This is a genomic window from Congregibacter sp. (assembly GCF_965660375.1).
In the GTDB taxonomy this organism is placed as follows: domain Bacteria; phylum Pseudomonadota; class Gammaproteobacteria; order Pseudomonadales; family Halieaceae; genus Congregibacter.
In genome coordinates this window covers 34206-45720 of the sequence record NZ_CBFHZO010000117.1, presented here as the reverse complement: position 1 = coordinate 45720, position 11515 = coordinate 34206, and the positions used below count along the sequence as shown (strand labels likewise).

Below are 11515 nucleotides of genomic sequence, written 5' to 3'. Positions count from 1 at the left end.
AACGCTGCGGAGGAATCAAACCGGCCGACGCCCATGCTTTCCGGGCTGCAGGCCGAGGCTGCCATGGGCGTGGAAAAGCGTGAAAAGCTTATTCAGGAGATTATCGACAGTCTTTTCTCCTTTTCTGAGCTGGGTTTTCAGGAGTTTGAAACCCAGGCCTATATGACTGAGCTGTTGGAAAAAGAAGGCTTTGCCGTCGAGCAGAATGTGTCCGGTATGCCATCGGGCTGGTGGGCAAGCTGGGGCAGTGGGAAACCGGTAATCGCTCTGGGCTCGGACGTTGACGGTATTCCCAAGGCGTCGCAAATGCCCGGGGTGGCCTATCGGCAGCCTATGGTTGAGGGCGCACCGGGACACGGTGAAGGGCACAACTCGGGGCACGGTGTTACCGTTGCCGCGGCTTTGGCGGTCAAAGAGATCATGGAACGTGAGGGGCTGCCGGGTACTTTGGTGATCTGGCCCGGGATTGCAGAAGAGCTGGTCGGTGCTAAGTCCTACTACGCTCGAGATGGACGTTTTGAGGATGTCGATGCCGTGCTTTTTACTCACGTGGGGCGCAATCTGCAAACATCCTGGGGCGGCGATCGGGGCACGGGCCTGGTCTCTGTACAGTACCAATTCAATGGCGTGGCGGCTCACGGTGCCGGTGATCCCTGGCGAGGAAAGAGTGCTCTCGATGCGGTTGAGCTGATGAACGTTGGCTGGAACTACAAGCGCGAGCATCTCCGACCCCTGCAGCGTTCTCACTACGTCGTGGTGGACGGCGGCGATCAGCCCAACGTGGTGCCCTCAAAAGCAAGCGTCTGGTATTTCATTCGTGAGATTACTGCCAGACACATTCTGGAAAACTTTGAGTCCCTGCAGCAGATTGCCGAAGGTGCAGCGATGATGACCGGTACCACGGTGGAGCGCCGCATTATCGGGTCCGCGTGGCCCCGACACTTCAACAAGGTGATCGCAGAGCGTATGTATCACAACATCCAGGCGGTGGGTCTTCCCGAATGGTCTGAAGACGATCAGACCTTTGCTCGCGCGGTGCAGGAACTCATGGAGGCTGAAGATCTCGAGGAAGAGGGACTGGCAACAAAGCTGAGTGAACTGCAGGCGCCTCCCGAAAAGCCCATTAGCGGCGGCTCCGACGATATCGGGGATGTATCCTGGAATGTGCCGACCGTAACTCTGCGGTTCCCGTCAAACATTCCCGGAACCATAGGTCACAACTGGTCTTCCGCCATGGCGATGGCAACGCCCATTGCTCACAAAGGCGCCGCAGCGGGTGCCAAAGTACTTGCGGCCACCATGGTGGACCTTCTGACAGAGCCGGAATTACTGGAAGATGCCTGGACCTATTTTGAAGAGGAGCAGCTCAAGGATATCGAATACGTGCCCTTTATCAGCGACGAGGATACTCCTGCCATCGAGAAGAACGCGGCGATCATGAGGTCGTTTAAAGAGCGGCTGGAGCCGCTGTACTACGATCCCGCAAAGTACACGACCTACCTTGAGCAGCTGGGCGTGGATTATCCGCAGTTAAAGCCAAAGCGCTAAAGCTAAAAACTCGCTTTGACCACGACACACCGGCTTCAGGGTCCCTTGACCAAGTTGTCGGTGTGAAGGTAGTCCTCGGGCAGCGCTAGCAGTTCGAGGCTTGTCTCCAGGGTTGGGAGACAAAGCTTCCTGTCGACGACCTCCAGGGAGTGCCGGCGCTTCCAAATCCATCGGTGTGCCTTCGCGCGGTCCTTAAAACGATCGTTGGAGATCACGTCGGCGCCTTCTTCTTTTGCGTGCTCCAGGATCCATGGGTCCGCCTGCGTGCCGCTGGGCACCACGCGAAAGTGCTCTGCCCAGGGTTGCTCACTAATCAGCTGCTCGAAGCACGCTAGCTGCTCGGGGCGCCCATCGCGGAAAAGGTAGGACGTGTTTGCGTCGAAGAAGCAGGTGAAACTTCCACCGTTCTTGCCTAGATGCTGCGCGATGGCAAGAACATAGCGCAACTCGGGGTGCCTGGGACCATGAAGCAGCGCAATATTGGTGCCGTCCAGCACAAAGTGTCGACCCGCGAATAGCGCTGAGGCGCCTGGTGACTCTTCGGCGCCCGGTTCCCCAGGGTGTGCCTCGGCCGGCGCCGAAGAAGCCCGGAGAAAAGCCGTGACGCGGGCCAGCAATGACATTCGGCGCGGCGCTCAGTCGTGGACACGTACCCACATATTTTCACCGGGATTGGATTGCTCGGTGCTCACAGGACCCTCTCCGATAATTTGCACGACAGCGTCCTCTGTACCGCGCGCGCCGTCCCAGTGCGCTGCCCCGGCGGGATGAAACATGTATCCACCGGCTTTGATCTCTTGTGCCGCGTCAGGGTCGAAGCCTGTGCCAATCCCTGCAAACCAACTCCCCTCGATGACTGTGACGTGGCGGTCCTGAGAATGAAAATGCGGCGTATCCATGACACCAGCGGGAAACCGCACGCGAATCACATAGGTGCCGTTTTTGCCCGGGTTGCCGCGCACCACTGCGAATTCCGTGCCCAAACCGTCGGGGACAGGCATCCAGGTAAGCTTGTCTTCCTGGACTACCTGAAAATCGACGTTCTGCGGTTGCGCCTGAGTCAGCACGGCGGTCATGCACAGAAGAAATCCTAAGATCTTTGCTACGCTGATGGCTTTCATGGGACTTTCCATGGGACTTTCCCGATTGTCTCTACGATGATTATTACTGGCCAGTTGACCATAATGGCGCGCTATCGTCGACGGCTACGCGCCTTCGTTGTATGACGCAGATTACAGCCCCACAGAGTAAGGAGTTTGCCTTGAAGATTCGTGACAGCAACTGGGTCGAGATTGAAGAGTACTTGAAGCACGATGACCGCTGTGTGTTGCCCCTGGGCAGTACAGAGCAGCATGCCTATCTCAGTTTATCCGTGGATTCCATCCTGTCCGAGAAAATGGCGACAGATGCGGCGGAGCCGCTAAAGGTACCGGTGTTTCCTGCAGTGCCCTATGGCGTCACGCCTTACTTTATGGGGTTCCCGGGCACCGTGTCTTTAAGCATGCCCACCTATGAAGCGGTGGTGCGCGATGTTCTGGACAGTTTGTACACCCATGGATTTCGACGGGTACTTATCGTTAACGGGCACGGAGGCAATAGTCCTGTGCAGACAGCCTGTGCAGCTTGGGTGAACGATAACCCCGGCACGGCGCTCCGCTTCCATGACTGGTGGCGGGCGCCAAAAACCTGGGCAGCGGTAAAGGCCGAAGACCCCGTTGCCTCCCATGCTTCCTGGATGGAAAACTTTGCCTGGACCCGGCTTCCCGGCCGCAGTATGCCCGATGAGCAGAAGCCCTTTGTGGATTTTGAGCGTCTCCGCGATGCCAGCCCCCAGGAGGTACGAACCCTCATCGGCGATGGCAACTACGGCGGTGATTATCAAAAGTCCGATAAGATTATGGATGAAATCTGGGCCGTCGCCGTGGCGGAAACGCGGGAGCTGTTGGAAGGCGAGTGGCAGTGAGCGATAGTGCGGAAGACCCCATTCTTATCTGGGGTGCCGGCGCCATCGGCGGTATTTTGGGCGCCTATTTCGCGCGGGCGGGACAGTCCGTGCACATGGTGGACGTGGTGGAAGACCACGTGGCATCCATGCGCGGCGAGGGATTGAGCATTGAAGGTCCCGTAGAGGCATTTCAACAGCGGTTGACTGCTGACACGCCCGCCAGTCTTCAGGGACAGTTCCGTCGCGTTGTCCTTGCGGTCAAAGCTCACCACACAGCGTCTGCGCTGGATCAGTTACTTCCCCATCTCCAGGATGACGGTTTTGTGGTTTCTGCGCAGAACGGATTGAATGAAAAGTTGATTGCCGGGCGCATCGGTCAAGAACGGACCCTGGGTTGTTTTGTGAACTTTGGGGCCGACTGGCTCGGTCCCGGACGAATTCTCTATGGCAACCGCGCGGCAGTGGCACTGGGTGAGCTTGATGGCTCCGGGAGTGAGCGTCTCAAGGAGATGCACACGCTTTTCCGCCTGGTGGAACCCGATGGGGTGATGACGGACAACATCTGGGGTTATCTCTGGGGCAAGCTGGGTTATGGCGCGCTGCTTTTCGCCACGGCGTTAACGCCCGAGTCCATGGCGGATGCTATGGATTCCGCGAAACACCGTGACGTCTACGCCAGCCTGGGTAGCGAGGTAATGCGACTGGCAGCTGTCGAGGGCGTGGAGCCCATTGGGTTTAATGGTTTTGATCCCGTAGCTTTCGCGACGGGTGACCGGGCAGGGATTGGCAAGTCTTTGAATGCGATGGTCACACACAACCGCCAGACTGCCAAAACGCATTCGGGCATTTATCGGGATCTAGCCGTGCGTAAGCGCAAGACGGAAGTCGATGCCCAGATGGGCGTCATGATTGACATTGGACATCGGCACGGTATTCCAACGCCGGCGATCGGCCGGCTCTGTGAGTTGATTCATGATATTGAGAATGCCCGGCGCGAACAGTCCATGACGCTCCTCGACGAGATGCTGAAGTCATGCAATTAGGGCTGAAGGACAGGCTGTTTGTCGTTACCGGCGCCGCCCAGGGCATAGGGTCGGCGATTGTGAAGAGTCTGGTGGAAGAGGGCGCTACCGTGGCGGCGCTCGACATCGACGCTGAGGGTCTGCAGGCGCTTGCGTCCTTAGCCGGTGTGAGAACTTATGCCGGAGACCTGTCCCGAGCAGAGGACGCGCACAGACTTTGTAAGCGGGTGCTTGATGAGCAGGGGGCAGTGCATGGTCTTGTTACCGCCGCCGGCGGTGTGCGAGGGCAAGTGGGTAAACCCCTGGAGAGCGTGAGTGAGGCCGACTGGCACAGTATTTTTAATGCAAACGTGGATGCGGCCATGTGGTGCGCCCAGGTTTTTGCACCGGCAATGAAAGCTGCGGGAAGCGGTCGCATCGTCACCCTATCCTCAGGGGCTGGTCTGCGGCCCAGTCTGACCGGCATCCAGTCCTACGCCGCCGCCAAACATGCACTGGTGGGACTCACCAAACAGCTTGCTCTGGAGTTGGGGCCCGACGGTATTACGGTCAATTCTGTCGCACCCGGTTTTGTGCTATCAAATCCATCCACCGCCCGGCAGTGGGAGGCCTTTGGGCAGGCTCGGCAGGAACAGGTGCTGCACGGCATTCACATGCGCCGCCTGGGCTGCGCCGACGATATCGCCGACGCTGTACTGTTCCTGTGCTCCGAGCGTGCCGCGTGGATCTCCGGTCAGATCCTGTCCGTCGATGGTGGGCATGCCTGATGCTGCGCGGCAGAGCTACACCGTGACCGCATTACCCCGGAAGATCCGCGCCATATAACGACTCTCTGCGGGACTGGGTGCCGGTACGGCGCACTGGGGCACCGCGAACACCAGGCGCTCCATTTCCTCCTCACGCTCGCTCTTCAATCAACTTTGCAAAATCCGTATTGGAGAGCACTCGCGCCCAGGACTCCTCGCGCTCTGCCGCCAGCGCGTTATAGGGAAGTCGGGAGAAGGGCGCGCTCACCACGACATCAAAGCCGCCGTCATTCTAAAAAAGATCATCCAGAGCGTCTTCGATGTCATCGCCGATGGCGGCGAGTTCCTCGCGCATACAGTCACCGATGAGCACCACCCCTTTGCCGCCGAGCTTGGCGAGGCTTTAACGATCCGGTGGCAGCAGTAATTCGCCCTCGGTCACAGAGCGATCAAACTTCAGGCCGCCGGAGGGATGGAGGGTTTCGCCACTGGCGATGTCATCCGCCAGGTGACCGTGGATGCCACGTCGTTGGGCGTGGGGTAACGATATTCAAATTCACCCTCGGGATTTTCCCGACGGGTAATCATAAGGGCCTGGGAAGAGGGTGTTCACCCGGATGCCGTGCTCTTCCCCCTGCTCCTTGGAAAGACCAATGGATAAAGCGTTGAGTCCGGATTTCGGGACAACGTAGGGGATACGGCCGTAATAGTGGGTGCGGGAAAAATCGTGGAAACATTCACGACCTTGTCTGCCAGACGTTCGCCGCTGCTGGTGGAGGCTGCTGATTTTCTACGTCACTCATCGAAGTGCTCCTGCAGATCCGGTATCAATGTGAGCCAGGGTTTCCCCTCGCTGCTCGGCTTCGCGGATGGCCCAGGCGCGATACAGTTCATCGCGCGTTTTGAGCCCCGAGCGGGGAAGGCCATGGGTGGCGACGTAGTTGGCGCCGGCATGACGGTTTTCCCACATGGCCTGGTGGGCCTCTGCGATCTCGGTCAGGTCCACGTTGACCGGTGGCATCACATCGATCATGCCTCCGGCAATACGCTCCTGCATTTCTGCGAATTCCCGTGCGGTGTTGAGATGGGTGCCCCGGATCTCTGCACTGGGCATGAGTATGCGGCGCTGGCGCATCCAGACCTGCGGCGCATAAAAACTGAACCGCTGACCACGGAGGTCCTCGGTGTAAACAACCTTGCCAACGTTGGGTTTGACCAGCGACGTGGCCAGCCCCAATCCATCTCTTCCTGGGCGCTCAAACACCACATCGGGCAGCCCTCGCTTGTCGAGGGTGTTGCGCAAAAAGGGTGCAATGGCAGAACCAATAGGCTTGAGTGTCACATCGGAGAATTTGCGCACTGCCTCCTTGAACGCCTCGGATTCGCTAAAGGCATCGGGCAACTTCGGAAAGGGCCCCGGCGGCACAAAATCATCACCGAGTTTCCGGGCGATGGCTTCAATGCTCACCACGCCAGTGAGGCGCGTGCCAAAGCCGAGGGAGGTAACAAATTCCCGCTGCGCGGCGTTGTCTGCAAGCACCGCGACCTGAGCTCCCAGACTGCAGCCGACCTCGATGGCCTCAATGGCGACGGGATCTACCACACCGTCCTCGGCGCCGGGACCGTAAACCACAAGAAGCGTTCCGCCGCCGCGCAGGCCCGCGCGATCAAACATGATTGCGGGGCTGGAGCTGCCGCTCTTACCTACAAAGGAAAACCGATAACCCGATGACGCGCCGTAGAAAGTGAGAACACCGTCCTCACCCAGCAGCTGGAAAGACCGCGGAAAGGCATTTTCACCGGCGTGGGAGACTACGTAGTCGATGTTTCCGTCGGCCTGTTTCTGGGCTTCAGCCACAAAGGCATCGCCGGCGCGCTCCCAGCTTTCCCAGGCTGCGGGGTCTTCCGGTACTGGCGTAAAGATATGGCTCCAGCGATCGTCCTTACGGTTGATGGGTGCGCCGCCAAACTCCCGCACCCGCTCGCCGCGCTCCTCGGAAGAGACCATGCCCACAACAGAGAGCCCCGTTTGCTTTGCCGTGCGCAGGCAATCAAGCCCCGTGCCCGTGGACGCTCCTTCTACAAAAAGTCGCCGTCCCGGTTTGATGTCCAGCGTCGTGAACAGTGCCCGGTGAATGGTGCCCAGGGTCAGCCCGTAGGAGCCTGCCTCCTCAATGGTCATGGACGGCAGCTTGGGATGCACCTGCGGACCCTGTACCACCAGAAACTGTGCATGACTGCCATCGTTCTGCTCATAACCCTGGATGCGGAAGTCCGCCGCCATAGGGTCGAGTCCCTGATCGGGGGACAGCAATTCGCTTTGTCCGGAGTATATGGTCACCAGTTGACCTACGGAGAGTCGCCCTTCGCGCAGGAGTTCGGCGCCAAGCTGGGCGACCATCGCAACACCTCCGGAGCCAGTAACCTGGACATCGGCATCTCGGGCATCGAAAGGGGATACCGGTATACCGGTAATAGCCCAGATATCGTTGAAGTTCATCTCGGAAGCGAGAACGAACACCAATGCCTCGTTGGGCCCCGGCGTGGGCGTAGGGAACACCAGGAGTTTTTCCGCGTCTTTGGGATCCGCATGATCCGGCGCGCCCGTATCTGCGCGCTTCGCGACGCCCATACCGTATTGAAAACGGGGCACGGGGGTGACGCCGGCAAAGAAGGGCGCGTCCAGGGCCATGAGTTCTCCCGAGGCCTCCAAGGCGGCGCGCTGTGCCGGGGCGTCGGGGGACACGCTGGTGTATTTAACGGGGAGGGGAGCGCTGCGGCGCTCAAGAAAGGCGCTGATACCCACCGGGCCGGATGCGGGATCGCAGACCGCCTCGGCAAACAGCTCTGCTTCGTGCTTAAGACCGGCGGATTGGCCCTCGGTGGCGCCAAAGCGAACGGCGTCGATGACGCGATCGAGACAGTGCCCGCGGCCGCCGGCGCGAAGCTGCGCAAAGGTGCTCGCCAGCCCCTCATCATCCAGCAGTGTCTGATCCACAGGAAGGCTGTCTTCCCGCGTTTCCAGATACTGCCGCTGCCGCTCCATGGTCGCCGCGATGGGCCCCTCGCCGTTAAAGTGTTGCCGGAGCATCGCCATGGCGGATTCCACAGCGCTCACGCCCGGCTGTTCAACGATGTGATCCACAAGCCCTGATGCCAGCGCTTCCTGTGCATCGATATTGCGTCCGGAGGCAATGAGACGAATGGCGTCGATGAGCCCCTCGCGGCCATGAAGCTGATGGAGCCGGCGTACCAGACGCTGGGTGCCGCCATAGCCCGGAAGCAGGTTGAGATTGATTTCCGGCTGTCCAAATTTGGCCTGGGCATCGGCGACGATAAAACCGCAAGCCAGGGCAAGCTCGCAGCCGCCGCCCAAAGCGGGACCGTTTACCGCAGCGATAACCGGTTTGCCCATGTTCTCGAGCACGGAGAAGGCAGTGTGGGCCGCGTTAGGCGGTGTTTGCGCGGATTCGCGATCACCGGCTTCGCCGATTTCCAGCAGTTCCTTTACGTCGGCACCGGCGACAAAGGCATTACGTGCACCGGTGATTACCAGTGCCTCGATGCGATCCTGTTGGGAGATGTGCTGCAGCACCGTGTTGAGTTCGTCCAGAGAGCGCTCGTTCAGTGAATTCACCGGCGGGGAGTCAATCATCAGCAGCGCCACAAAGCGGCCCGGGGCAATTTCGTGGGTTTCCAGGCGCAAAAAGCGATAGCTCTGAACAATCTCCCGGGCCTGACTGAGCTGGCCAAAGGACTTCCAGTTGCCGACGATTTGCTGAATCTCCGGGACCACCTCCGGATTGCGCAGGGTAGAAAGATCACCGAGGGGGTCATCCAGGAGAATCGCCCGCAGGGTGCGACGCATGTATTTGCCGGAGCGCGTCTCCGGGAAGGCGGGGATCACCAGAAAATCCGAGGGTACCGCCGTCGCCCCTTTTTCGCTGCGTACCAGTCCCTGGAGACGGCTGAAGTCATCATCAGTTAAACGGGAGCCTGGGGCGGCGATGAGAAAGGCTACGGGGGTTTCCCCTTTCTCGTCGTGCGGTGCACCGACAACGACCACGTTGCCCACGGGGGAATCAGTACGCAGGGTTTTGTCGCGAAGCACAGCGCCCTCGATTTCTTCGGTGCCGATACGGTGTCCCGACACGTTTATTACGTCATCCGAGCGACCGTGGAGCGTAAACGCGCCGTCGTCGTGACTCCGGGCGTAATCGCCCTGGGTGTAGGCCAGGCCATCGGACCAACGATTAAAGTAAACTTCGCCGAAGCGTTCGATGTCACCCTGCCAATCGTCGGTGCCCAGTTTGTCAGCGTCGCCCCAGATAGTGCGTGCGAGATAGGGGTAGGGCTGGGTAATAACCAGTTCGCCTTTCTCGCCGGGCTTTGCGGGACGCCAGTTGGATGCAGAGCCGTCTGGGTCGACCTCTTCAGCAATGCGCACTTCCGCCTGTATCCAGGGAAGAGGCCAGGTTTTAGCATCTGCCTGCAGGTTGTTAAAACCACCCCAGGGGCAGGAGAAGACCATACCGCCATGTTCCGTGGCCCAGTAGGAATTGATGTAGTGGTCACAGATGCGGTCCATGCCGAACTGTTGCACCGAAGGTGAGACGGGCTCGGCACAGAAGGTAGCGATCTTGACGCCGCTCATGTCGTAGGTCGACATGTCTTCCACGCTTGCCGGGTCCGTCATGACCGCTTTCAAAAAGGTGGACCCCGCCTTAAAGATACTGACTTTGTGCCGCTCGATAATGGAAGAGAAGCGCCCCGCATGCGGAAAGAGCGGAGAACCCTCAGCGATGATCGTGCCGATACCCAGGCACAGTGGCGCCGCGATGAGATAGGCCTGACCGGTAATCCATCCCGGGTCGCCCACCACGTAGATGCGATCATCACCATCGGCGTTGAACACCATGCGCATGGTATGCGCGATACCGGCGAGCCATCCGCCGTGGGTATGCACAACCCCCTTGGGTTTCCCCGTGGAGCCTGAGGTGTAAATGATAAACAGCGGCCAGTCGGCATCAACGGGTGCCGGGGCGTGGGAGGCACAAAGTGCCCGGTGAACATCGCGGTCTGCGAGCTTGAGCAACTCCGCGATGCCGGCGGCGATAAAGCCCTCCTCGGCGGCCTTTGCCAGCACGCGGTCCGTAGCGTCACTGACTAACTCATGGGACCAGCGGTCTCGGCTCTGGCGGACAATGTCCTGGCCCGTGTAACGCACCACTACTACCTGCTTCACCGTATGTTCAACACCGGCCAGTTCCCGGGCCACGGTGGTGCGCAGCTCCGCAGAGTGCTCGGCGGCGATGTCTGCTTCGGCGGCGAGTGCTGCACCCAGCTCACGCATGAGGTCGCTGCGCTCAATGGTGATTTCCCCGCGGAGACCCTCCTTAACAGTGTCTACAATGCGGGCTGAGGCATCGCCGAGATCGAAGTCAGCAATGATCCGATCGAGGCAGGCCAGCGCCGAACGCAGGGGCACAAAGTTGTCCAGCGCCTGGTCGGTGTAGGTCTCTTTGTAGGGGACTACCTCCGCGTTTCGGTAGCCGCCGTCGGCGGTAACAACAACGGTGGCGCCAGCGTCATAGATTCGGTCCGACAGGGTCTTTGCGGAGAAGCCTCCAAACACCGGGGTGTAGATGATGCCCAGGCGTTTGGCAGCCTGGGTGTAATAAATCTGTTCCAGGATGTTGGGAAGGTTAAAGGCAATTCGATCGCCGCGTTTCAGCCCCAGAGACGACAATACGTCTGCGCGCAACACGGTCTCTGCCAGGAGCTGCCGAAAGGTGACGGTAATTTCCTGAACCGGGCCGCCCTTGCCGTCATTGCGCGACGGATCCCAGCGGTCACCTTCGAAGACAATGGCGGTGGCGTCGCCGCGTCCGGCGACCACATGACGATCAACTTCATTAAAGCAGGCGTTTGTGAGCGCTCCGCTGTACCAGCGGTAAAAGGGTGCGCGGCTGTCGTCAAAGGCTTTGTTCCAGGGAAACCAGTCATCGGATCGGGCGTTGTCGACGGTTTCACCGGTGGTGATGCCCAGCCCCTGCCAATGGCCTTCCTCGCTGCGGCTTAACCAGTCCTTACCGTCGTACCAATGGAGTTCTCGCGAGGCGATATTACCGTGGTAGTGACCGGGATCCTCCACAGCCAGTTTTCGCTGCGCCCCTTCGTCTGACGCAGACGCCAGGCGCCCCCATTGGCTTGAGTCTTGGTGCACGCTGCCCCCTTAATCACCGATATTATTT

Annotated in this window: 8 protein-coding genes; 4 read left to right on the top strand and 4 right to left on the bottom strand. The window is 59.6% G+C overall.

The genetic code is table 11. The features are described from left to right. Positions 1-1548, top strand: a 1548-nt coding sequence (locus ACTG3T_RS11630; protein WP_439102443.1) for an amidohydrolase, incomplete at its 5' end; no start/stop codon positions are given. 35 nt (positions 1549-1583) lie between these two features. Here ACTG3T_RS11630 and ACTG3T_RS11625 read toward each other — a convergent pair. Both ACTG3T_RS11625 and ACTG3T_RS11620 read right to left on the bottom strand, forming a co-directional pair. Next, positions 1584-2171 (bottom strand): NYN domain-containing protein, encoded by a 588-nt coding sequence (locus tag ACTG3T_RS11625; RefSeq protein WP_439102442.1) that lies wholly within the window; start codon positions 2169-2171, stop codon positions 1584-1586. Between the two features lie 12 nt (positions 2172-2183). Beyond that, complete coding sequence (locus ACTG3T_RS11620) at positions 2184-2681, bottom strand: cupin domain-containing protein (RefSeq protein ID WP_439102441.1); 498 nt, start codon at positions 2679-2681, stop codon at positions 2184-2186. A 128-nt stretch (positions 2682-2809) separates the two neighbouring features. Between ACTG3T_RS11620 and ACTG3T_RS11615 the strand changes: the two genes are divergently transcribed. Genes ACTG3T_RS11615 through ACTG3T_RS11605 form a run of 3 tightly spaced genes read left to right on the top strand, consistent with a single transcriptional unit; the run spans position 2810 to position 5282 of the window. Continuing rightward, entirely contained in the window at positions 2810-3511 is a 702-nt protein-coding gene (locus ACTG3T_RS11615; RefSeq protein ID WP_439102440.1) for a creatininase family protein, read from the top strand. Continuing rightward, the gene (locus ACTG3T_RS11610; RefSeq protein ID WP_439102439.1) at positions 3508-4536 is read left to right on the top strand and encodes a ketopantoate reductase family protein; all 1029 of its coding nucleotides are present in this window, start codon (positions 3508-3510) and stop codon (positions 4534-4536) included. The genes ACTG3T_RS11615 and ACTG3T_RS11610 overlap by 4 nt, the downstream gene beginning before the upstream one ends. Beyond that, positions 4527-5282 carry an SDR family NAD(P)-dependent oxidoreductase gene (locus ACTG3T_RS11605; RefSeq protein ID WP_439102438.1) on the top strand — a complete coding sequence of 252 codons (756 nt, stop codon included), beginning with the start codon at positions 4527-4529 and terminating at the stop codon, positions 5280-5282. The genes ACTG3T_RS11610 and ACTG3T_RS11605 overlap by 10 nt, the downstream gene beginning before the upstream one ends. A gap of 15 nt (positions 5283-5297) precedes the next feature. Here ACTG3T_RS11605 and ACTG3T_RS11600 read toward each other — a convergent pair whose 3' ends face one another. Next, positions 5298-5429 (bottom strand): hypothetical protein, encoded by a 132-nt coding sequence (locus ACTG3T_RS11600; RefSeq protein ID WP_439102437.1) that lies wholly within the window; start codon positions 5427-5429, stop codon positions 5298-5300. Between the two features lie 631 nt (positions 5430-6060). Continuing rightward, the gene (locus ACTG3T_RS11595) at positions 6061-11487 is read right to left on the bottom strand and encodes an AMP-binding protein (RefSeq protein ID WP_439102436.1); all 5427 of its coding nucleotides are present in this window, start codon (positions 11485-11487) and stop codon (positions 6061-6063) included. Between the last annotated feature and the right edge of the window lie 28 nt (positions 11488-11515).